The organism is Micromonospora sp. NPDC049230 (assembly GCF_040647875.1).
GTDB lineage: Bacteria > Actinomycetota > Actinomycetes > Mycobacteriales > Micromonosporaceae > Micromonospora.
This window is the reverse complement of the sequence record NZ_JBEZCZ010000072.1, coordinates 1-19,830: the sequence shown is the minus strand read 5'-3', so window position 1 is coordinate 19,830 and position 19,830 is coordinate 1. Positions and strand designations below refer to the sequence as shown.

General features: G+C 72.1%; 21 protein-coding genes. 9 read left to right on the top strand and 12 right to left on the bottom strand.

Annotation, left to right across the window (positions count from 1 at the left end):
• Nucleotides 1-90: 90 nt before the first annotated feature.
• Nucleotides 91-660 (bottom strand): helix-turn-helix domain-containing protein, encoded by a 570-nt coding sequence (locus tag AB0A95_RS33695; protein ID WP_357559805.1) that lies wholly within the window; start codon nt 658-660, stop codon nt 91-93.
• A gap of 96 nt (nt 661-756) precedes the next feature.
• Between AB0A95_RS33695 and AB0A95_RS33690 the strand changes: the two genes are divergently transcribed.
• Nucleotides 757-1,689 carry an oxidoreductase gene (locus AB0A95_RS33690; protein WP_357559804.1) on the top strand — a complete coding sequence of 311 codons (933 nt, stop codon included), beginning with the start codon at nt 757-759 and terminating at the stop codon, nt 1,687-1,689.
• Nucleotides 1,690-1,795: 106 nt separating this feature from the next.
• Nucleotides 1,796-2,119 (top strand): plasmid stabilization protein, encoded by a 324-nt coding sequence (locus AB0A95_RS33685; RefSeq protein ID WP_357559803.1) that lies wholly within the window; start codon nt 1,796-1,798, stop codon nt 2,117-2,119.
• Nucleotides 2,120-2,256: 137 nt separating this feature from the next.
• Here AB0A95_RS33685 and AB0A95_RS33680 read toward each other — a convergent pair whose 3' ends face one another.
• Entirely contained in the window at nt 2,257-3,258 is a 1,002-nt protein-coding gene (locus AB0A95_RS33680; RefSeq protein WP_357559802.1) for a hypothetical protein, read from the bottom strand.
• Nucleotides 3,259-3,579: 321 nt separating this feature from the next.
• Here AB0A95_RS33680 and AB0A95_RS33675 point away from each other — a divergent pair, with 321 nt between their 5' ends.
• The 4 genes from AB0A95_RS33675 (at nt 3,580) to AB0A95_RS33660 (ending at nt 7,434) form a co-directional block, all read left to right on the top strand.
• Complete coding sequence (locus AB0A95_RS33675; RefSeq protein WP_357559801.1) at nt 3,580-4,758, top strand: ATP-binding protein; 1,179 nt, start codon at nt 3,580-3,582, stop codon at nt 4,756-4,758.
• 49 nt (nt 4,759-4,807) lie between these two features.
• Nucleotides 4,808-5,956, top strand: a complete 1,149-nt coding sequence (locus tag AB0A95_RS33670; protein WP_357559806.1) for a hypothetical protein — start codon at nt 4,808-4,810, stop codon at nt 5,954-5,956.
• Entirely contained in the window at nt 5,929-6,642 is a 714-nt protein-coding gene (locus tag AB0A95_RS33665; protein ID WP_357559800.1) for a response regulator transcription factor, read from the top strand. The genes AB0A95_RS33670 and AB0A95_RS33665 overlap by 28 nt, the downstream gene beginning before the upstream one ends.
• 72 nt (nt 6,643-6,714) lie before the next feature.
• Nucleotides 6,715-7,434 carry a hypothetical protein gene (locus AB0A95_RS33660; protein ID WP_357559799.1) on the top strand — a complete coding sequence of 240 codons (720 nt, stop codon included), beginning with the start codon at nt 6,715-6,717 and terminating at the stop codon, nt 7,432-7,434.
• 62 nt (nt 7,435-7,496) lie between these two features.
• On the opposite strand, the gene AB0A95_RS33655 is transcribed toward AB0A95_RS33660, so the two are convergent.
• From AB0A95_RS33655 to AB0A95_RS33635, 5 genes are all read right to left on the bottom strand, one after another.
• Entirely contained in the window at nt 7,497-8,249 is a 753-nt protein-coding gene (locus tag AB0A95_RS33655; protein WP_357559798.1) for a lysophospholipid acyltransferase family protein, read from the bottom strand.
• A 78-nt stretch (nt 8,250-8,327) separates the two neighbouring features.
• Nucleotides 8,328-10,388, bottom strand: a complete 2,061-nt coding sequence (locus tag AB0A95_RS33650) for a glycogen debranching N-terminal domain-containing protein (RefSeq protein ID WP_357559797.1) — start codon at nt 10,386-10,388, stop codon at nt 8,328-8,330.
• A complete protein-coding gene (locus AB0A95_RS33645; protein WP_357559796.1) occupies nt 10,388-10,759 on the bottom strand; it encodes an SCP2 sterol-binding domain-containing protein in 372 nt (123 codons plus the stop codon). Before AB0A95_RS33645 ends, AB0A95_RS33650 begins: the two co-directional genes overlap by 1 nt.
• A gap of 202 nt (nt 10,760-10,961) precedes the next feature.
• Nucleotides 10,962-11,378, bottom strand: a complete 417-nt coding sequence (locus AB0A95_RS33640) for a CBS domain-containing protein (RefSeq protein ID WP_357559795.1) — start codon at nt 11,376-11,378, stop codon at nt 10,962-10,964.
• A 73-nt stretch (nt 11,379-11,451) separates the two neighbouring features.
• Entirely contained in the window at nt 11,452-12,150 is a 699-nt protein-coding gene (locus AB0A95_RS33635; protein WP_357559794.1) for a TMEM175 family protein, read from the bottom strand.
• A gap of 141 nt (nt 12,151-12,291) precedes the next feature.
• On the opposite strand from AB0A95_RS33635, the gene AB0A95_RS33630 reads away from it, so the two are divergent.
• The gene (locus tag AB0A95_RS33630) at nt 12,292-12,873 is read left to right on the top strand and encodes a nucleotidyltransferase family protein (RefSeq protein ID WP_357559793.1); all 582 of its coding nucleotides are present in this window, start codon (nt 12,292-12,294) and stop codon (nt 12,871-12,873) included.
• 87 nt (nt 12,874-12,960) lie between these two features.
• On the opposite strand, the gene AB0A95_RS33625 is transcribed toward AB0A95_RS33630, so the two are convergent.
• The 4 genes from AB0A95_RS33625 to AB0A95_RS33610 form a co-directional block, all read right to left on the bottom strand.
• Nucleotides 12,961-13,401: a PPOX class F420-dependent oxidoreductase gene (locus AB0A95_RS33625; protein WP_357559792.1), complete on the bottom strand. Its 441-nt coding sequence runs from the start codon at nt 13,399-13,401 to the stop codon at nt 12,961-12,963.
• 170 nt (nt 13,402-13,571) lie between these two features.
• Nucleotides 13,572-14,597, bottom strand: a complete 1,026-nt coding sequence (locus AB0A95_RS33620) for an aspartate-semialdehyde dehydrogenase (protein WP_357559791.1) — start codon at nt 14,595-14,597, stop codon at nt 13,572-13,574.
• Nucleotides 14,598-14,788: 191 nt separating this feature from the next.
• The gene (locus AB0A95_RS33615) at nt 14,789-16,126 is read right to left on the bottom strand and encodes a pitrilysin family protein (RefSeq protein ID WP_357559790.1); all 1,338 of its coding nucleotides are present in this window, start codon (nt 16,124-16,126) and stop codon (nt 14,789-14,791) included.
• Nucleotides 16,123-17,412 (bottom strand): pitrilysin family protein, encoded by a 1,290-nt coding sequence (locus tag AB0A95_RS33610; protein ID WP_357559789.1) that lies wholly within the window; start codon nt 17,410-17,412, stop codon nt 16,123-16,125. Before AB0A95_RS33610 ends, AB0A95_RS33615 begins: the two co-directional genes overlap by 4 nt.
• A gap of 408 nt (nt 17,413-17,820) precedes the next feature.
• Here AB0A95_RS33610 and AB0A95_RS33605 point away from each other — a divergent pair, with 408 nt between their 5' ends.
• A complete protein-coding gene (locus AB0A95_RS33605) occupies nt 17,821-18,093 on the top strand; it encodes a hypothetical protein (RefSeq protein WP_357559788.1) in 273 nt (90 codons plus the stop codon).
• Here the strand turns inward: AB0A95_RS33605 and AB0A95_RS33600 are convergent.
• The gene (locus AB0A95_RS33600; protein WP_357559787.1) at nt 18,060-18,278 is read right to left on the bottom strand and encodes a hypothetical protein; all 219 of its coding nucleotides are present in this window, start codon (nt 18,276-18,278) and stop codon (nt 18,060-18,062) included. The genes AB0A95_RS33605 and AB0A95_RS33600 overlap by 34 nt on opposite strands.
• Nucleotides 18,279-18,543: 265 nt before the next feature.
• On the opposite strand from AB0A95_RS33600, the gene AB0A95_RS33595 reads away from it, so the two are divergent.
• Nucleotides 18,544-19,638, top strand: coding sequence for a 3-deoxy-7-phosphoheptulonate synthase (locus tag AB0A95_RS33595; protein WP_357559786.1), 1,095 nt, complete (start codon nt 18,544-18,546; stop codon nt 19,636-19,638).
• Nucleotides 19,639-19,830 lie beyond the last annotated feature (192 nt).

Sequence of the window (19,830 nt, the reverse complement as noted above, 5' to 3'; positions counted from 1 at the left end):
AGCTCCACTCCACAACCGGAGGCCTTCACCTACCTACGACATCAGATCGTGTCGTCACACAACCTCGACCAACCTCCCTGGACAGCACACCTAGCTGGCGCGAAGACCGTCGCGGACGACGGCGATGACCCGGTCGCGGGCGCCGGCGTCGGCCGGGTCGGCCCCCCGGGCGAGGCAGCCGCTCATCAGGGCCTTGACGTCGGCGAAGGTGATGTCGCCCCGAACCGCTCCCGCCCGCTGGGCGGCCTTCAGCATGGTGTGCAGCCGACCTGACACATCACTGCCGGCTTCGACGGCAGCCGACTCGATGTCGAATCCGCCACCGGCCAGCGACTCCGCCAGCCCCCGGTGGTCGGCGCCCTCGTGGATGAGCGCGGCGAAGAAGGTGAAGAATGCCGCGCCCGGGTCCTCGGTGGCCGACAAGGCGTCCGCCCGCCTGGTCAGCAACGCCATGCGATCGAGCAGAACCGCCGCGAACAGGGCTTCCTTCGTCGGAAAATGGCGACTGACGGTGCCGGTGCCCACCCCCGCACGTCGCGCGATCTCGTGTACGGGCACGGAAAGCCCTTCGGTGGCGAACGTCTCCGCCGCCGCCCGCAGCACCGCCGCCCGGTTGCGTCGGGCGTCGGCGCGTGGCGCCCGCTGGGGCCTTCCCGTCATCGCGGGTCATCTCCTTCTATTCAAACGGGATGACCGTCCCGTATATTCGTTCCATCCGGGACGCTGGTCCCGATTGTAGGGATCAGGGGGAACACCATGGCTACGTGGACCGCCGCCGACGTCGGTGACCAGCACGGCCGCACCGTCGTCATCACCGGCGGCAACAGTGGCATCGGCTTCGAGACGGCCAGGGTGCTCGCGGCCCGGGGAGCCTCGGTCGTCCTGGCCTGCCGGGACCGCGACAAGGCCACGGCCGCGGCCGCCGCCCTGCCCGGCGGCAGCGTCACCACTGTCGACCTTGACCTGGGCTCGCTCGCCTCGATCCGCGCTGCGGCGCAGGAGTTGCGAGCGCGCCACGCTCGGCTGGACCTGCTCATCAACAACGCGGGCCTGATGATGCCCCCGCTGGGTCGCACCGCTGACGGCTTCGAACTCCAGATCGGCATCAACCACCTGGGCCACTTCGCCCTGACCGGGCTCCTCCTCGACCGACTGCTCGCCACCCCCGGCTCCCGCATCGTGACCGTCAGCAGCTCGGCGCACCGCCAGGGCGGGCTCGACGTCGACGACCTACAGTTCGAGCGCCGCACCTACCGGCCGACAACCGCCTACGCCCTGTCGAAACTCGCCAACATCCTGTTCACGTACGAACTCCAGCGTCGCCTCAGCGCGGCGGGTGCCGAGACCATCGCTGTCGCACTCGAACCCGGCGTCATCTCGACCGGCCTCCAACGCCACGTCACGGGCGCGCTGGCGGCCGGCATCGCGGTCGTCGGAAAGCTGATCGGCCAATCCACTCCCGCGGCCGGCGCGCTAGCGACCCTGCGCGCCGCCACCGACCCCACTGTCAGGGGCGCCGACTACTACGCCCCGGACGGTCGGCTGCTGAACGCCTCGGGCCACCCGGTGCCGACTCGTTCAAGTTCCGCGTCACACGACGTCGACACCCAGCGCCGGCTGTGGACCGAGTCCGAGCGGCTGACCGGCGTGACGTATTCGTTCACCAGCCGGCCCGACACCGAACCCTGACAGCCCCCGGGGCGGGAGAAGGACGGCACCTGTTTGACCCCGGTGGCGACGGGGCATCGTGGCGGGGAGAACGAGCCGAGTCGACAGCGACTGCGGGAGGCACCCGATGCCAGCAGGATCGAGCCCGAAGAGGGAGCGACAGTACGAGCACATCAGGGAGAGCGCGCAGGAGCGCGGCGCCTCCGCCGGGCGGGCCAAGGAGATCGCCGCCCGTACGGTGAACAAGGAACGGGCCCGCTCGGGTGAGGCCCGCACGTCGAGCCGGTCGTCACGCAACGACGTGTCGTCCGCGCACCGTGGCGGCAAGCGCTCCCACAGCGGCGCCCAGGGCCGCACCAAGGAGCAGCTGTACAACGAGGCGAAGCAGCGCGGCCTCAAGGGGCGCTCGTCGATGTCGAAGGCGGAGTTGGAGCGGGCCCTGTCGAAGTAGGGCAGCGGGTCAGCTCATCGACATCGTGGTGCTCGGCATCGGGGAGTCCACCCGTCGGGTCCCCTCGGCCCCACCCGAAGTCTCGCCCCGCACACCTCGCGCGTGGTGGGCCGGCCTCGGCTGTCCCGGTCGCCGGCTCAGACCGGCCCCAGCAGGGCGGTCAGCGCGTCGTCGCCCTGGCCGAGCTGCGCTCCGCCGCTCGGTGGCGCGACCAGGAAGCGTCGGCAGCCGTCGAGTTCCACGTACCGGTCGGGGCCGCCGGTGCCGTCCAACGGCCGCAGCACCGCGAAGCGGGAGGCCGGTGTGGCACAGTCGGCCACCGCCCGACGGTTGGCGAACGCCCGGAGCACGCCCGCCTGGCGCTCGGCCGGGAGCGGTCCGCCGTACACGAAATCACCCGCCGGCTTGCCGCTGCCCCGCTGTGTCGCGGGCACCTGGTAGACGCAGAGGCGCAGCGGCTCGCCGGCCGCCGACGTGGGCGGCGCGGGCGGCCCGGCGCGGCCGTTGGTGGTCTCCACCGCCACCATGTCCGTCCACCGTTGCGCGCATCCGGCGGCCTCGGCGGCCGGGGCTTCGATCTGCCCGATGGTACGGCTGTCCACAGTGGTCATCGGCAGTTCGGCGAGCGCCGTCAGCACCTCGGCGCGTGGCTTGCGGCAGGAGTCGGTCGGCAGGTACGGCCGCAGCCAGCGCCCCCTGTCGTCGAGCAGGGCCAACCACGGCGGGACGACCAGGTCGAGTGTGCAGGCGACGCCGCCGTCCGACTCCTGGTCGGGCAGGCGTAGTGCGCTGAGCAGCGGCGCGATCTGCTCGGCGCGTCGCTCGGTGGCGACCTGGTCCCGCCCTCCGTTGGGGCCCGGAGTGATGGTCCGCCCGCAGACGACGGCGGCGACCGGGGTGAAGTCGGGGCCGATGCGGCCGATCTTCGGTTCGACCCCGGACGGCGTCGGTGTCCCCGTGTTCGGCACCGACAGGATCGCGCCGGCCTGCGGCGCGGCCTCGGCGCAGGAGGTCCACGCGTCGACGATCTGGGCCGGGTCGGGATCCTTCGTCCCGCCCGGACCGCTGCCCGTGCCACCGCAGCCGCTCAGCGCCACGCCGAGCAGTGCCACCGTCAGTGCCGTTCGACCCGAGCGCATCCGGCTCACCACCTCTCCATCCGAGGATGGGACGAACGACGGGCGCGCCTGGTTCCGGCCGCGCGGACACGGCACCGAACCCGGTGATCGACTCGGGTTCATGACAGTCGCGGTGTCAGACCACCCGGGACACCCCGACTTCCGTAAACCCGAGTGGATCACGCGCAGGACGCCGCCGGCCAGGCGTCGGCGCCGCCGGCCGTGACACATTAGCGACACCGCGCGTACATTGGGTTACGCTCGACGTCGCCCATGCTATTCTCCGATGTCGATCTCTGCCGCGCGGACCCCTTCCGGGTCGTTGTCGGAAGGACACCTCCGATGCCGGCCGTTGCCGCTCCCACCGCGCCGCCGCCCACGCTGGACAATCCCGCCGGTGGTGCGCTCGTCCTCATCTTCACCACGATCCCGGCGCTGCTGCGCCTGACCTGCGGTGTGATCGGTGGGGCGGTGGCCCTGTCGGTGCGGGAACCGCCGGTCGACCCAGCCGTGCTGCTGCCCGCTGTGGCAGCGCTCACCGGCTGGTCGATCTGGTATGCGTACCGGGCGATGCGCCACGGGATCACGCCGTGGCTGGTCACCGCCGACGTCACGGTCACCGCGTTGGCCTGTCTCCTCATCCCCGTGCTCGTCGCACCCGGGGTGCTGCCCGGCGAGGGCAGTTGGATCGCGGTGCTCGCCAGCACCACGGTGATCAACGCGCAGGCCACCGCACCGGCGCGCTGGTCGATTCCGGCCGGGCTGCTCGTCACCGTCACGTACGCGACGGGCGCGCAGGCGGCCGGCAACCCCACCGAGGCGCGGGCACACGCGACCACCCTGCTGGTGCAGACCGCCTGCACGGCGATGATGGCGGCGGTGATGCGCCGACGCATCGGTCGCGCCGACCGCTCGTTCGTCGAGCATCAGCGGCTGACCCGGCAGGCCCTTGTCGCGCGGGCCGCCCGCGACGCCGAACGCCAACAGAACCGCGACCTGCACGACACTGTGCTCGGCACCCTCACGATGGTGGGGCTGGGTGCGGTGGCCGGGTCATCGGCCACGTTTCGCGACAGGTGCGGCAGCGACCTGCGTACCCTCGTCGCGCTCACCGACGTCGGCCCGGTGGCCGGTGACGGCCCGGTGCCGCTCGACGGTCGGTTGCGGGCGGTGGCGGGCCGACTGCCCGAGCTGTCGGCGGAGCTGACCCTGACGCCGTGCACGGTTCCCGCCGGGGTGGCCGACGCGATCGGCGAGAGCGCCTACGCGGCGCTGTCCAACGTGGCCCGGCACGCGCCGGGCGCGCGGGTCACGCTGCGGCTGAGCAGGCACGCGGTCGGCGTCGTGGTCGAGGTCGCCGACGACGGCCCCGGCTTCGACCCGGCCACCGTCCCACCCCACCGGTACGGGTTGCGCGAGTCGATCCACGGCCGGATGGCAACTGTCGGCGGGCGGGCCGAGGTGCGATCGGCGATCGGGGCCGGCACCCGGATCCGACTGGAGTGGCCCGGTGTCGGCTGATCTCGGCGCTCCGACGCCGCACACCGTCGCGCCGGAGACACCGGTCCGCATCGAGGTGCCAGTCCCCCGGGAGCCGGCGTCCCCGGCGGCGCTCGCCGCGCCCGCCGCGGTGGCGCGCGCGTCCGACCGGGGTGCCCGGATCGTCGCCGTTGCCATCGCATTGGCCTGGCACGTCGCGATCGGGCTGCCGGCGGTGTTGGCCGCCCGGGCGGAGTTCACCGCGCCGGCGGTGGTGCTCGGCGGCTGGGCGCTGGTAGCAGTGGCCGGCGCGGTCGCCGGGGTGCGACTGTTGTGCGGTTGGCCGCTGCCGCCGTGGCTGCTGGCCGGGCTGCTGTTGGCCGTCGACGTGGCAGTGTTCGCCGCGGTCGGCGACGCGCAGCTGTTCACCGCAGCCAACTGGGTGTGGGGCACGCTCGGCTGGTTCTTCGTGCTGGCGATGTGGGGTCGCCGGGTCGTGGGGCTGGTCGTGCTGCTGAGCACGCACGCGGCCATCGCGCTGGTCGCGGTGCTCGGGCACGGCCCCGACCCGGCCGATGTGGCCCGGTACGTGATGTACGTCTACGGCACGTTCTCACTGCCGGTGGCGGTGTTCGTGGGCAGCGCGACGATCGTGAGTCTCGCTCGCGAGCGGGCAGCCGTCTCCGCTGCCGCCCATACGTTGGCGGCGGAGCGCGCTGCCGCCGAGCGTGGCCTTCGGGAACGCCGGGACCGGCTCACCCTGGTCAGTTCGGCAGCCGGGCGCGTGCTCGGGGAGTTGGCCGCCGGCCAGGTCGACCCGGACGACCCGGAGGTGCAGCGTCGCTGCGTGTTGGCCGCCGCCCGGCTGCGTCGACTGATCGCCGAGTCCGACGATGTGCCCGACCCGCTGCTGCACGAGTTGCGGGCGGCCGCCGACCTCGCCGAACGCAACGGCCTGCCGATCGACCTGGTCACCATCGGCACCCCGCCGCCGCTGCCGGTGGAGATCCGGCGTCGACTGGCCGAGCCGCTCACCGGCGTCCTCGCCGACGCCCGGGGCTGGGCCCGGCTGACAGTGGTCTCCGGTCCGGAGGAGGTGGTGGTCAGCTTGGTCACACCGGACCGGGAGGGGCCGGAGGCCACCGGTCCACCCTCGGGGGAGCACGACGACGGGCAGGTAGCGCACCTCTACGAACGGGACGGAAGCATCAGATGGGCGCAGACCCAGTGGCGGCGGTGACCGGTGACCGACCGATCGGGGTGGCGATCGTCGACGATCACCCGGTGGTGGTCGAGGGTGTGCGCGCCTGGCTGGCCAGCGAGCCCCGGCTGACCGTACTGGCCACCGGGGACGACCCGGACGACGTGCTGCGGGCGGCACCGGACGCCGATGTCGTCCTGCTCGACCTGCGGCTGCACGGTCGGATGGCACTGGACAAGCTGGCCGAGTTGAGCGCCACCGGGCGGCGGGTGGTGGTCTATTCGGAACACACCGACCCACACACCATGCTCGCCGCGCTGGACGCCGGGGCGGTGGCGTTCCTGGCCAAGCACGAGGGTCGGGAGCACTGCGTGGCGACAGTGCTGGCCGCCGCGAGCGACCGCCCGTACGTCCCGCCCGCGCTGGCCGGGGCGATGGTCGGCGACCCACGACCGGACCGGCCGATGTTGTCCGACAAGGAGCGTGAGGCGCTGTTGCTCTGGTTCCAGTCGATGTCGAAGGCGTCGGTGGCCCGCCGGATGCAGATCAGCGAGCACACGGTGAAGCAGTACGTCGACCGTGCGCGGATCAAGTACACCCGGGCGGGGCGGCCAGCCGCCACAAAGGCGGCATTACTCGCCCGCGCGATCGAGGACGGACTCGTTCGCCCGGAGGAGATCGGCATCTACCGGTCACAGGCGACACACGACCGGACGACCCCCTAACAGGCGTCATGACAGCGCCCCTCCGATCCGACAGGCTTCATCCACAAGCCAGCTGACCGGAAGGTCGTGACGATGCACGCCGACACGTCCCCCTTCTTCATCGGCCCCCACCGGTTCGACGCTCCGGACGACGTGGGGCCGGCCCTGGATCGCCGCTACGACCTGCGCCCCGCGCCCGGTGAGCGGGTGCTCGGGCGGCACCAACTGTTCGTCGCGGGCTACCTGCTCGGGCCGAGTGAGGCGCGGCACCGCTGGCAGTTGCCCGGGCCGGTCTCGGTGACAGTCACCGACCAACGGATCTGCTGGGTGGGCAGCGGCGCGCAGCTGTCGCTCGTCGTCGACGACGCGCCCCGGGCACGGCCACCCGCTCGACTCAACGGCCTGATGAGCGGGCAGATCCGCTGGCAGTGGCCGTCCCGGTTGGAGTTGCCCGCCGTCGAGCAGGGCGAGCCGACGCAGTTGTTGATCGTCTGCGACGCGTTGCGCACCATCCAGCAGCCGGCACTGGCCCTGGGCGGCGCCTCCGCCGCGGTGGCGGAGTTGGCCCGGCAGGTCCGCCGGGCGGTGGCCATGTTCCGGCTCACCCGCCCCCAGCTTGTCGACCTCTCGGCCCAGGAGCGTGACGTGCTGCTGCTGCGGGCCGGCCCCGGCCTGCTCGCCGGGGAAACCCGGGTCACGCTGCCCGGCTCGCTGCCTGTGGAGTTCCACTCCCGGGACGACTACTACCGCTCGGGGCCGGAACCGGCCCCCTGGGGTGGGCTCGCGGGCGGAGCGGCATCCGGGCATCGGTAAGCCCGACGTCCCACGCCACACAGTGCCCGGTCAGGTGCGCGACCTCCCCGGTCAATCCGACGTCAGACGCTGGGGGCGCGGTGCTCGTCGGCGGCGTCCAGGGCGGCGGCCTCCTCCGGCGTGGGGGCGCTGCCGCCCAGGTGCGCCGGCAGCCACCAGGTGTCGTCCGGGCCGGCGGGCGCGTCCGGATATTCGCGCTGGGCCCGCTCGACCAGCGCACTCAGTCTGGTGGTCAGCTCGGTGGCCAGCATGTTCGGGTCCGGGAAGTCCGCCGGGTCGATCGGCTCACCGATCAGGATGGTGATCGGCGTGTGCCGGCGGGTGAGCGTGCGTGGGCGGCCCTTGGTCCAGAGCCGCTGGGTCCCCCACAGCGCGACCGGCAACACCGGGACCTTCGCCGAGCGGGCCATCCGGACAGTGCCGCTCTTCAGCTCCTTGACGGTGAACGACCGGCTGATCGTCGCCTCGGGAAAGACGCCGACGACCTCGCCGCGCTTGAGGGCGGCGACGGCGGCGCGGAACGAGGCCGCGCCGGCGTCCCGGTCCACCGAGATGTGCCGCATTCCGCGCATCAGCGGGCCCGAGATCCGGTGCGTGAAGACCGACTTCTTGGCCATGAACCGCACCAGCCGACCCGACGCGTTCGCGCCCAGGCCGGCGAAGATGAAATCGAGATAGCTGATGTGGTTGCCGGCCAACACCGCCCCGCCGGTCCGAGGGACGTGGTGGGCACCCTCGATGGTGATCTTCAGATCGAGGACACGAAACATCGTCTTGGCGGCGGCGATGACTGGCGGGTACACGAGCTCCGGCATCCGCAGAATCTACCCTGCCAGGCCGGGTCACGGGCCGGCGGCGGCACGGCTCGCGCGCCGCCGCCGCGGTGGCCCGGGTCAGTCGCCGGGCTTGTCCAGGTCCAGTCGGCCCCGGGCGAACGCGTCCACCCGACCCCAGCGGCCCGGTATGTCCAGCACCTCGATGCGGCCCATCCCCACCGGCAGCCGCGGCTCGACCGCCAGGTGGCCGTCGTGCGGCTCCAGGCCGAGCATGGTACGCAGCAACAGCAGCGGCGTACCTGTCGACCAGGCCTGCGGGCTGCACGCCGTCGGATACTCCACCGGGAACTTGGTCAGCTCCCGGGGGTAGCCGCCGAACGCCTCCGGCAACCGGCCGTCGAAGTACGTGGCCGCGTCCAGGATGCCGCTGGCGATGGTCGCGGCCTCCTCGGCGAAGCCGTACCGGCGCAGACCCCAGGCGATGAACGAGTTGTCGAACGGCCAGATCGTGCCGTTGTGGTAGCCGATCGGGTTGTACCGGGCCTCACCCTCGGCGAGCGTCCGCACGCCCCAGCCGGAGAAGAGCCTCGGCCCCACCAGGTGCGCGGCGAGCATCTCCGCCCGCTCCGGTTCGACGATCCCGCTCCACAGCAGATGGCCGATGTTGGAGCTGAGGATGTCGCACTGCCGGCCGTCCGGGTCCAGGGCCAGGGCGTAGAACTCGCCGTCGGCCACCCACCAGTCCCGGTTGAACCGCTCCTTCAGCGCCGCCGCCTCCCGCTCCAACTGGTCGGCGAACTCCGGGTCACCCCAGAACAGGCGGGCCATCCGGGCCGCCCGCACCTTCGCGTCGTACGCGTACCCCTGCACCTCGCAGGTGGCCCGCGGGAACGGCGGCAGCGTGCCGTCGGAGTAGGAGATCGAGTCCCAGGAGTCCTTCCAGCACTGGTTCTCCAGGCCGGTGTCGGTGTTGCGCCGCTCGTACCAGATGTAGCCGTTGCCGACCAGGTCGGCGTAGTTGTCGATCCACCGCAGCGCCGCGCGGGCCTCCTGCTCCAGCTCCTTGACCAGCGCGACGTCCCCGGTCCACCGCTCGTACTCGTCGAGCAGCACGACGAACAGCGGCGTCGCGTCCACCGAGCCGTAGTACGGCGAGTGCGGCTGCTCCTCGAAGGCCGCGGTCTCGCCGTACCGCATCTCGTGCAGGATGCGCCCCGGGTCCTCGTCCCGGAAGTCGTCGAACCGGCTGCCCTGGAGCGAGGCGAGGATGCGCAGCGTCGTCTTCGACAGCTGCGGGGTGAACGGCAGCGTCTGGAGGCAGGTCAGGATGCTGTCGCGACCGAACATGGTCATGAACCAGGGCAGGCCGGCGGCCGGCAGGGTGGCGCCGCCCAGCGACAGGGGTGAGAACCGCAGCGCGGCCAGGTCGATCAGACTGCGCCGGTAGGTGCTGGCCACCCGACCGTGCTGGCTGTTGACCTTCGGCGCGTCCGCGATCCAACGCTCCAGGTCATGTTGGAGGGCCAGCCGCTCGGTGCCGTGCATCCGCAGTCCGAAACGCAGATCGCGACCGCCCGGTCCGACCGCGTTCGTCTCGACGTCGATCGCGGTTTCCCACTGCTCGTTGGGTTCCAGGTGGACGGTGTACGCGAAACCCCTGCTGTCGTACCGCGCGGACGTCGACGAGGAGATGCTCGTCTCGCGCTGGAAGTTGCCCCGCCGATAACCCAGTCGGAGTCGGTCCGACTCGACCTCGGTGTAGATCTCGCCCTTCTTGTTGACCACCTCGTCCTTGACCTGGAACAGGTCGGCGAAGTCAGACGCCGCCTCCATCCGGATTTCCAGGTCGACAGGCTTCTCGTCGTGGTTGAGGATGGTGAGCTGCTCCCGGAAGCTGCCGCCAACTGTGCGCTCCCGAATAATCGACAACTTGGCGTCCACGTAGTGGGTGGCCACCCCCGGGACGAGGAAGAACCGGGACTCGAAGTACTGCAGGTCGTCGTAGGAGAGCGAGTTGAGCCGCTCGCCGTTGACGGTCAGCACCCAGGTGGACAGAAACCGGGTGTCCAGGGAGAAGAGCCCGGTCGGTTCGCTCGGAGTCGCCTCGATGTCGCCGGTGTCCTCGCAGACGACGAACGTGCTGCCGTCCAGGATCCGGATCGTGTTGCTCTGCCCCATCAGTACCCCTCCCCCGCGAAGCGTCGACGGGGCCCGCGGGCGTCCGGCGAACTCGGAAAGATCCGCTCCACCTGCACCACCAGCCGGGCGTCACCGGTCACCGTCATGTCCCCGCGCAACAGCGCGGCCAGGCCGTGCTCACGGCCCGCGGCGATGTCGTCGAAGAGGACGGGGCTGGCACGAAGGACAGTGTCGGCCTCCCGGTCCTCCTGGCTCACGTTCAGCCGACCGTTGTCGATCCGCAACAGCCAGTGCCGGGTCTCCGCCCCCTCGTGCAGGTCTATCCGCAGTGTCCCGCAGGCCTTCGCCAGCAGGGGTTCGTACCCCCGCCGGTCCAGGTCCTCGAAGAACCTCGTGGTCGCGTCCACCATCGGGTCCACTCCTCCCAGTTGCCAGGCCCGGGGTCCCCCACCGCGCTCGCGTCGCGCGGACGGCCGGCGTGGCACGTCCCCGCACGGGTCCCCGCCGGTCCCCTGGTCAACCTCGCCCGGATCGGGTGAGCGGCGCCGTCGTCCCGGCACGGCAGCGCCGGCCCTCCCCCGAGGGGAGAGCCGGCGCGCGGGCGGCGGAGAACTAGTTGTTCGGGTCGTCGGCGCTGATGTCCGCGAGCACCGACTGCGGTTCACGCTCGACCGCGAGGTCACCCATCGAGATCAGGCCGACAAGGCGCCCGTCGTCGATCACCGGAAGCCGGCGCACGGCGTACGTGCGCATCAGGTCCGCGGCCGCCACCACGTCGTCGTACTGACTCACGGTGATCACGTCGCGGGTGGTGATCTGGCCCAGCCGGGTCGAGCCCGGGTCCATGTTCTCCGCGACACCACGGACCGTGATGTCCCGGTCCGTCACGATGCCGACCACGTTGTCGCCATCGGTCACCACCACGTCACCAATCGCACTGTCGCGCATCTCCTGCGCGGCGGCGATGAGCGTCTCGTTGCCGTCCATCGTCACCAACCGGGTCGTCATGAACTCTCCGACCGTTGTCATGGTGCTCCCCTCTCGGTGTCGGCACGGCCCGTCTACCCGCCACCCGGGAGGGGGTAACGCCGACCGCCGGCGGCTATCCGGGCGGGTGCGGGTGCCGCGGGTGCCGCAGACGCCGCAGCTCGTACAGGCCGCTGCTGGTCAGCGAGAAGAAGATCGGCAGCAGCAGAAAGATCACCAGTGCGAGCAGCGGGGTGACCAGGTATCCGACGAGAACCGCCAGCCCGTACCCCAGGACACCGGCCGCGGCCCGCGTCCGTTCGCTGGGGAAGAACGAACCCGGCACTGCCTCGTGCAACAGATCACGATGTCGGGCCAGGTAGTGGTACAGCGCCAGCCAGGTCAGCGAGAGAAACCCGCCGGCCAGGCCGTAGAGGACGACGCCGGCCCGCTGGTCCGCCCGGTCCCCATCCCGCAGCGCCTGCGAGAGCACCGAGGTGGCGAACGGCAGCAGCGCGGTGCTGAACAGCACCCCGAGGTTGTACCACTGGAGGCCCTTGCCGCTGCTGGTCACCCGGTTGAAGGCGGCCCGGTGGTTGATCCAACTGACCGCCACGAACACGTACGACGTGACGTAGGCGAGGTACGCCGGCCACTGCTCGACCAACGCGGCCAGCAGCTGACCGCGTCCCACCCGAGGTGGCTGGAGGTCGAGCACCAGCAGCGTGATGATGATGGCGAAGACACCGTCGCTGAACGACAGCAGACGGGACGTTTCCCGGCGCAGGGTCGGGCCGCCCGGCCGGGCCTCGTCGCTCGTCGTGTCGGCACCCATCCCGCTCCTCCCCGCGTTCCCGCCGTCCCGCGCGCCTGGCTGCCGCGTTCCCGGCGGACGCGGCAGCGCGTTATACCCGCCGGTGGGCGGCACACCCACCGGTTTGCGACAGTCCTCGGCTGCGCTGCCTACCGTGGGCGGATGATGCCGGGTGAGGGAGAGTTGCGGGAACTTGTCAACGGCAGCAGTTGGCTGACCCGGGCGCTGGGCGTGGTGCGTGACTCCGGGTTGCCGGACGCCTGGATCGGCGCGGGCGCTCTGCGCGACCTGGTCTGGGGCGAGCGCTACGGCGACGGGTTCGACCCGACGACGGTCCGGGACGTGGACGTGGTCTTCTTCGACCCGACGAGGCTGACCCGCGACGACGACCACGAGGCCACCGCCCTCCTCGCACGGGCGTGGCCGCAGCCACCGTGGGAGGCACGGAACCAGGCGGCGGTGCACACCTGGTACGCGGCGAAGTTCGGCGGGGACCCGATCAGCCCGTACCGCGGCGTGGCCGAGGCGATCGCCACCTGGCCGGAGTACGCGACAGCGGTGGCCGTCCGCCTGGATCGGGCCGATCGGCTGGAGGTCTGCGCCCCGTACGGCCTGGCGGATCTGCTGGGCGGGATCTGGCGGCACAACCCGGCCCGGGTGGACGTGGCCGGGTCTCGACAGCGGTTGGCCCGGCACCGCCCGGCCCAGCGCTGGCCCGGGGTGACCGTGATCGAACCAGGCTGACCAGCGGAGGCGGGCGCGTCAGCCGACAGCGACGGACGCGGCGGCCCACCAGGACGGGGCCGTCAGCCCACGGCGACGGGCGGGGCCTCAGCCCTGGGGCGGTATTCCGTAGATCCGCTCCACGTGCAGGCGCAACACCAGCCGCCCTTCGTCGACCATGACCCGGCGGTACTCGTCCCAGTCCGGGTGTTCGCCCCTCAGCGACCGGTAGAGCGCCACCAACTCCTCGACAGTCGCGTCTCCGGGCTCGACGGCGGGCGCGCTCAGCTCGGCGCGACCCTCGACGACCGCGTACGCCCAGCCGTCCTCGCTGCTGACGTGGTAGGTCGCCCGGGGGTCCCGGCGAAGGTTGGCGGTCTTGGCCCGACCGTCGGTGACCGAGACCCGGATCAGGCCCGCGTCCCGGTCGAAGGAGTGGACCACTGTGGACAGTTGTGGCCGCCCGTCTCGCCTGATCGTCGCCAGCACGCCCATCGGACGGCCGGAGATCAGGTCGGTCAGCGCCTGCTGGGTGCGGTCGTCCGGCACGTTTTCCTCCAGGGGGTCGGCTTCATCCCATCCAAGCACGCCCGGCCGGCCGCCGCCTCGCCCGAACACGACAGACCCGACCGCCGCGACGCCCGAACACGGCCCAGCCTCGCCCGGACGCGACCGAGCCCTCGCCGGGTCTCGGCGAGGGCTCGGAGTGACAGTGCCGGTCAGCGTCGCTCGGCGGCGACCAACTCGGCGAGTTGCACCGCGTTGAGTGCGGCGCCCTTGCGCAGGTTGTCGTTGGAGCAGAACAGGGCCAGCCCGTACTCCACGGTTTCGTCGGCGCGGATCCGACCGACGTAGGTCGGGTCCTGCCCGGCGGCCTGCAACGGCGTCGGCACGTCGGTCAGCGCCACCCCTGGCGCGTCGGCCAGCAGCTCGTGGGCGCGCTGCGGCGTGAGCGGCCTGGCGAACCGGGCGTTGATCTGGAGCGAGTGGCCGGTGAAGACCGGCACCCGGACGCAGGTGCCGGAGACCTTGAGGTCCGGGATCTCCAGGATCTTGCGGCTCTCGTTGCGGAGCTTCTGCTCCTCGTCGGTCTCGAACGAGCCGTCGTCGACGATCGAACCGGCCAACGGGAGGACGTTGAAGGCGATCGGCTGGGTGAACGAGCGCGGCGAGGGGAACTCCACGGCCGACCCGTCGAAGGCCAGCCCGGCGGCGTGCTCGGCGACCTTGCGGACCTGCTCGTCCAACTCGGCGACGCCGGCCAGCCCGGCACCGGAGACCGCCTGGTACGTGGAGACGACCAGACCGATCAGCCCCGCCTCGGCGTGCAGCGGGCGGAGCACCGGCATCGCGGCCATCGTGGTGCAGTTGGGGTTGGCGATGATGCCCTTCGGGCGGTCGAGGGCCGCGTGCGGGTTGACCTCGGCGACCACCAGCGGCACCTGCGGGTCCATCCGGAACGCCGAGGAATTGTCGATCACCACGGCCCCGGCCTCGGCGACCCGGGGCGCCAACTCGCGGGCGGTGCCCTTGCCTGCCGAGAAGAGCACGATGTCCAGCCCGGAATAGTCAGCGGTCGCGGCGTCCTCGACTGTCACCTCGCCGTCGCGCCACGACACCGCACGCCCGGCGGACCGCGCCGAGGCGAACAACCGCACCTGCTCCGCCGGGAACTCCCGCTCCGCCAACACCTGCCGCATCACGCCACCGACCTGGCCGGTGGCCCCCACAATGCCGATCCTCATGCCCCGGAGGCTACCCACCCCACCCCCAAACCCGGCACCCCTTTCCCACCCCCAGACCGGCATCACACCCCGACCCCGCCCACCACCCCTCGGTTGATCATGAGGTTATAGCCGCGACACGCCGTGCCGCGTGACAACAACTCCATGATCAACCGAGGGGGTGGGGGCAGGGGGGTGGGGGTGGGGGTGGATTAGGGGAGGAGGTCGCCTAGGGCGGCTGCTGTTAGGTCGTCGCGGATTACCGCCGCGTCGCCCTCGATGACCAGGGTCAGCGCGTCCGGGTGCAGGTGGGTGGCCGCCGCAGCGGAGACCTGGTCCACGTCGGCGGCGAGCAGCGACTCCCGCAACCGGGCGTGGTAGTCGTCTGGCAGGTCGTGCACCACGAGCGTGGTCAGCGCGGACGCGATCGCCCGGGGGCTCTGCAACTCGACCGAGAGCTGCCCGGCCCGCCAGGACCGGGCCACCTCCAGCTCGTCCTCGGTCACCCCACCGGCCTGGGTACGGCTGATCTCACCCACCGCCTCGACCAGGGCCGGCACGGTGACCGCGGTCTGCACGCCGGAGCTGACCCCGAACCGGCCGAAGCGCCGGGACGAGGCGAAGTCACCCCGAACGCCGTAGGTGTAGCCGTGCACCTCGCGCAGCAGGTGGTTGAGCCGGGAGGTGAACGCCCCGCCGAGCACCGTGCCGGCGAGCGTCATCGCCACGTGGTCGGGGTGCGCCCGGTGCGGCGACGGATGGCCCAGCCGCAGCGTGGACTGCACCGCACCGGGGCGGTCCACCAGGATGACCCGCCGTCCGGTGCGCAGCGGCACCTCGACCGGGCCGCCCCGCTCGGCCGGGCCGCCGCCGGTGCCGGCGAACGCCGCGGCGGCCAACGCGTCCAGGTCGATCCGGTCCAGGTCGCCGGCGACGATCAGGGTGCCGGGGCGCAGGAACCACTCGGAGTGGAAGACCGTCACGTCCTCCACGTCCAGTGCGGCGACCGACTCGGGGTCGCCGTACATCGGCCGGCCCCAGCGGTTCTGGGCGCCGAACAGGTCCGCGCGCAGCGCCGCGTCGGCCCGGGGGCCCGGGTTGGCCCAGTCCATCCGCAGCGCCGTCGCCTCGTCGTCGCGGACCCGGCGTACGTCGGCGGGGTCCAGTTTCGGCGTCCGGACCGCCTCGGCGAGCAGCTCCACTGCCGCGCTGAGCCGGTCCACCGGGATCACCACGCTGGCCTGGAACGAGTCCCAGTCCAGTCCGGTCGCCAACGCGGTGCCGAGCCCTTCGACGGCGAGCGCGTACGCGGCGGCGTCCCGTTGTGCGGTGCCCTCCTCCAACGCCTTGGCCAGCACCCCGGACAGGCCCTCCTTGCCGATCGGCTCCTGGCTCGCACCCACGTCGAGCAGCAGCAGAGCAACGGCGAGGTTCTGCCCCGGCAGGTGTGCGGCGACGACCTGGCCGCCGGCAACGGCGCGGCGAACCACCGGCGGGAACCGGTACGGGCGGGCGGCGCCCGGGCCGGGACGGTCGGCGATCAGCGTCATGAGGTCTCCTCGGGCAGGTAGGTCAGCAGCACCCGGTCGGTGGCGAGCACCTCGGCGGCGGCCTCGGCGATCTGCTCGGCCGTGACCGCGAGCAGGCCTGGCAACTGGTCCGCGATGCGGGCCGGGTCACCAAACTGCGTGGCGTACCGGCCGAGCAGGTCCGCGCGACCGTCCACCGTGGACAGTTGACGCCACCAGCCGGTGCTCAGCAACGCCTTGGCCCGATCCAGCTCGGCGGCGGTGACCGGCACTGTGGCCAACTCGTCGACGACCTCGGCCAGCCCCTCGGCGAGGCGCTCGGCGCTCACTCCGGTGCGGGCGGTGGCGGTGGCGATCAGCGGTGCCGGGGCGTGCGCGAGGTCCACCCCGTACGCCCCGACCAGGTCCGGCTGGGCGATCCGTTCGCCGTCGGCCAGCCGCTGGTAGAGCCGACTGCCCCGGCCGCTGCCGAGGACGCTGGCGAGCACCGTGACCACGTCGTACCCCGGGGTGCCGAACGGGTAGGTGCGGTGGGCGATGTAGACCCGCGGCGCCGGCACGTCGGCGCTCACCGACTCGATGGCCGTCTGCCCGGTCGCCGGGACGTCGCGCCCGTCCGGGGCGGCCGGGACGTCGACCCGGGCGGGCAGCGCGCCGAAGTACTTGTCGGCGAGCGCGAACACGTCGGACGCGGTGGCGTCGCCGACGACGGTGAGCACGGCGTTGTTGGGCGCGTAGTAGGTCCGGTGGAACGCCTGGAAGGTGGCGAGGTCGGCGGCGTTCAGGTCGGCCATCGAGCCGATCGTCGGGTGGTGGTAGGGATGCCCCGGTGGGTAGAGCAGCGGCAGCAGGCGCAGCCAGGCGTCCCCGTACGGGACGTTCTCGTACCGTTGCCGGCGCTCGTTCTTGACCACGTCGCGTTGGTTGTCCAGCGTCTCCTGGGTGAGCGCGGGGACCAGGCCGCCCATCCGGTCGGCCTCCAACCAGAGCGCCAACTCCAGGTGTTCGGCCGGGACCGTCTCGAAGTAGTTGGTGCGATCCGGATTGGTGGTGGCGTTGAGCGAGCCGCCGGAGCCCTGGATCAGCTTCATGTGCTCGGTCTTCGCCACGTTCACCGAGCCCTCGAACATCAGGTGCTCGAAGAGGTGGGCGAAGCCGGTCTGCCCGGCCGGCTCGTGCCGGGAGCCGACGTCGTACCAGAGGTTGACGGCGACGGCCGGGGCGGTGCGGTCCTCACTCACCACCACGCGTAGGCCGTTGTCCAGTCGGGACGTCTCGATGGGCCATGGGTAACCGCTGTCGGGCATACCCCGACGCTATCCGATCTCGCGGACGGAAAGGTGACGTGTGGTCGGTCGACGAGCCGACCCCGGGGCATCGAGGCCGCCGCTCGGGGTACCGGAGGGCCATGACCGTCACCGCACCCCCGTCCCGGGCCGCCACCGCCGTCGAACGGGCCAGCGCCGCGCTCGGCCGGCTGCGCCGCGGCCGGCTGCTGCATCCGGCCGGTCGCTCGTTCGCCGGCGAGGTGGTGATCTGGGGTACGCCCGGACCACCCACCGGGGTCGATCTGCTGGACGCCCCCGGCCGGTATCGGGCCACCGTCCGGCTCTCCAAGGGAACGCCCACCCCCGGCGGTTGGCCGGACGTGCTGGGCCTGGCGCTGCGCCTGCACCGGGACACCGGCCGTAGGTCTCGGGCACAGCCTGCACACGGTGGCCGCCGCGACCCGGACGGGCACGCCGCGCCTGGTGCTCGCTGTCGCGTCCGCCGTCGGGCCGTGGCGGCCGGTGAGGCAGGTCAGCATCGGTACGCAGCTCAGCGCCGAGGAGGACGCCGCGCTGGCGTTCGACCCGGTGGGCAACCTGCCACCCGAACTGCGGGCGGCGGGCCCGCTGGCCTGGCTGCGCGAGCAGACCTACCGGGGGTCCCGCCGGGCCCGCCGGGCCACCGCTCAGTCCGGCGGCTCGACCGCGACCACCGTCTGATCCGAGGTACGACGTTCCAGCACGGTGTCCGGCGCCGCGTTCTGGTCTGCCTCCCGGATGTCCGAGTCGGCGAGGATGGCCGCGGCCTGCGCCTCCGGGTCGTCGCTGCCCGCGGCGGCCTCCTCGGGCAGGAGGTGGTGGGCGCGGGACTCCACCCGCTCCTGATCGCTCTTCTCGTCAGTCATGGCACCCCTGTTACCCCGACCGCACCTCGGGCACGCGCCGCATCTTGGGACGATGGTCCGGTCGATCGCGCCGGGTCGGGTACGCTGGCCCCCGTGACGCGTTCCTATCGATGGTTTAGGCAGCCGGCTCGCACGCCGGTGACTTCACCATGAACTGACGTCACCGCGGACCGAGCCGGCTGGGCAGGAGCTGTCGTTCCTGCCCTTTTGCGTACGAGCAGCCGGCTCGTCCCGGGCACCGGCCCCGGGCACGGTCGGCGGAAGGATGCCCACCGTGACGACCCCGGAGACCGATCGGGTCAGCGATCAGCGGATCGACCGTGTCGTGCCGCTGACTACGCCCGCCCTGCTGCACCACGAGTTGCCCCTGGACGCCTCGCTCGCGTCGGCCGTGCTGACCGGCCGCCGCGCGGTGGGTCGTGTGCTGGACCGCCAGGACGACCGGCTGCTGGTGGTGGTCGGCCCCTGCTCGGTGCACGACCCGGCAGCGGCGCTCGACTACGCGCAGCGTCTTCGTACGACGGCCGACCGGCTGGCCGACGATTTGCTGATCGTCATGCGGGTCTACTTCGAGAAGCCACGCTCCACGGTCGGCTGGAAGGGCTTGATCAACGACCCGGGCCTGGACGGCAGCGGTGACGTCAACACCGGCCTGCGGCTGGCCCGGGCGTTGCTGCTCGACGTGCTGCGGGTCGGTCTACCGGTGGGCTGCGAGTTCCTCGACCCGATCACTCCGCAGTACATCGCGGACACTGTGGCCTGGGGCGCGATCGGTGCCCGGACCGTGGAGAGCCAGGTGCACCGCCAGCTCGCCTCCGGTCTGTCCATGCCGATCGGCATGAAGAACCGCCCGGACGGCAGCATCGGCACGGCGGTGGACGCGATCCGCGCCGCCGGGGTGCCGCACGTCTTCCCCGGCATCGACTTCTCCGGCACCCCGGCGATCATGCACACCCGGGGCAACACGGACGGTCACCTGGTGCTGCGCGGTGGAGGCGGCCGGCCCAACTACGACGCGGATTCGGTGGCCGGGGCGCTCGACCTGCTCCGCGCTGCCGACCTGCCGGAGCGCCTGGTGATCGACGCCAGTCACGCCAACAGTGGCAAGGACCACCGCAACCAGCCCAAGGTCGCCGCCGACGTGGCCGCCCAGTTGGCCGCCGGCCAGCGCGGGATCACCGGCGTGATGTTGGAGTCGTTCCTGCTGCCCGGTCGGCAGGAGCTCGACCCGACCCGGGAGCTGGAGTACGGCCGGTCGGTCACCGACGCCTGCCTCGGTTGGGACGACACCGCCGAGGTGCTCGACCACCTGGCCTCGGCCGTGCGGGCCCGTCGGGCCACCCTGCCGACGACGGTGTGACCGCGGACACCGCCCCGCACGGAACACGAGTGGGGGTCGGCTCGTTGACTGGGGTGTCGGTGTGTCCAGTGTCCCCGGGCCTCACCTAAATAGCCTTCGCGGAATACCGTCCGGCTGGAGCCGCGTAGTGCCACTCGCCGAGAGGCGACCTGCACACCGACACCAGCGCCGCCCCCGGCTCACGAGGCCGGG

Coding starts and splice junctions, on each gene's coding strand:
- AB0A95_RS33695 (WP_357559805.1), bottom strand. CDS start 660: ATGACGGGAAGGCCCCAGCGGGCGCCACGCGCCGACGCCCGACGCAAC.
- AB0A95_RS33690 (WP_357559804.1), top strand. CDS start 757: ATGGCTACGTGGACCGCCGCCGACGTCGGTGACCAGCACGGCCGCACC.
- AB0A95_RS33685 (WP_357559803.1), top strand. CDS start 1,796: ATGCCAGCAGGATCGAGCCCGAAGAGGGAGCGACAGTACGAGCACATC.
- AB0A95_RS33680 (WP_357559802.1), bottom strand. CDS start 3,258: ATGCGCTCGGGTCGAACGGCACTGACGGTGGCACTGCTCGGCGTGGCG.
- AB0A95_RS33675 (WP_357559801.1), top strand. CDS start 3,580: ATGCCGGCCGTTGCCGCTCCCACCGCGCCGCCGCCCACGCTGGACAAT.
- AB0A95_RS33665 (WP_357559800.1), top strand. CDS start 5,929: ATGGGCGCAGACCCAGTGGCGGCGGTGACCGGTGACCGACCGATCGGG.
- AB0A95_RS33660 (WP_357559799.1), top strand. CDS start 6,715: ATGCACGCCGACACGTCCCCCTTCTTCATCGGCCCCCACCGGTTCGAC.
- AB0A95_RS33655 (WP_357559798.1), bottom strand. CDS start 8,249: ATGCCGGAGCTCGTGTACCCGCCAGTCATCGCCGCCGCCAAGACGATG.
- AB0A95_RS33650 (WP_357559797.1), bottom strand. CDS start 10,388: ATGGGGCAGAGCAACACGATCCGGATCCTGGACGGCAGCACGTTCGTC.
- AB0A95_RS33645 (WP_357559796.1), bottom strand. CDS start 10,759: ATGGTGGACGCGACCACGAGGTTCTTCGAGGACCTGGACCGGCGGGGG.
- AB0A95_RS33640 (WP_357559795.1), bottom strand. CDS start 11,378: ATGACAACGGTCGGAGAGTTCATGACGACCCGGTTGGTGACGATGGAC.
- AB0A95_RS33635 (WP_357559794.1), bottom strand. CDS start 12,150: ATGGGTGCCGACACGACGAGCGACGAGGCCCGGCCGGGCGGCCCGACC.
- AB0A95_RS33630 (WP_357559793.1), top strand. CDS start 12,292: ATGATGCCGGGTGAGGGAGAGTTGCGGGAACTTGTCAACGGCAGCAGT.
- AB0A95_RS33620 (WP_357559791.1), bottom strand. CDS start 14,597: ATGAGGATCGGCATTGTGGGGGCCACCGGCCAGGTCGGTGGCGTGATG.
- AB0A95_RS33615 (WP_357559790.1), bottom strand. CDS start 16,126: ATGACGCTGATCGCCGACCGTCCCGGCCCGGGCGCCGCCCGCCCGTAC.
- AB0A95_RS33610 (WP_357559789.1), bottom strand. CDS start 17,412: ATGCCCGACAGCGGTTACCCATGGCCCATCGAGACGTCCCGACTGGAC.
- AB0A95_RS33600 (WP_357559787.1), bottom strand. CDS start 18,278: ATGACTGACGAGAAGAGCGATCAGGAGCGGGTGGAGTCCCGCGCCCAC.
- AB0A95_RS33595 (WP_357559786.1), top strand. CDS start 18,544: ATGCCCACCGTGACGACCCCGGAGACCGATCGGGTCAGCGATCAGCGG.